This is a genomic window from Methylobacterium sp. AC433 (assembly GCF_979253015.1).
Map to the genome: position 1 here is coordinate 1 of NZ_CEEDBN010000119.1, position 235 is coordinate 235.

General features: G+C 71.1%; 1 pseudogene. It reads left to right on the forward strand.

Going from position 1 to position 235, the window contains the following annotated elements:
• A pseudogene (locus AC0IWM_RS23955) lies at positions 1–235 on the forward strand (hypothetical protein); the annotation flags it as partial.

Consider the following 235-nt stretch of genomic DNA (forward strand, 5'->3'; position numbering starts at 1 on the left):
CTCCTCGCCTCCGTCCAGGTCGACGACGTGGCGATGGCGCAGGGCCAGGAGCGCCTGGGCCATGACCTGCGCAGCGAGCTCATCTTCGGTCTCGACGGCTCGGGCCAGCCCTCGACCAAGCGCTCCCGCCTGAAGATGCAGGGCAGCGAGTCGGGGCAGACCCCGATCGTGTCCTCGCAGACCGGCCGCGCCGAGGCCGGCACCATCGTGGGAACGGGGAAGTACGCCCTGGAAG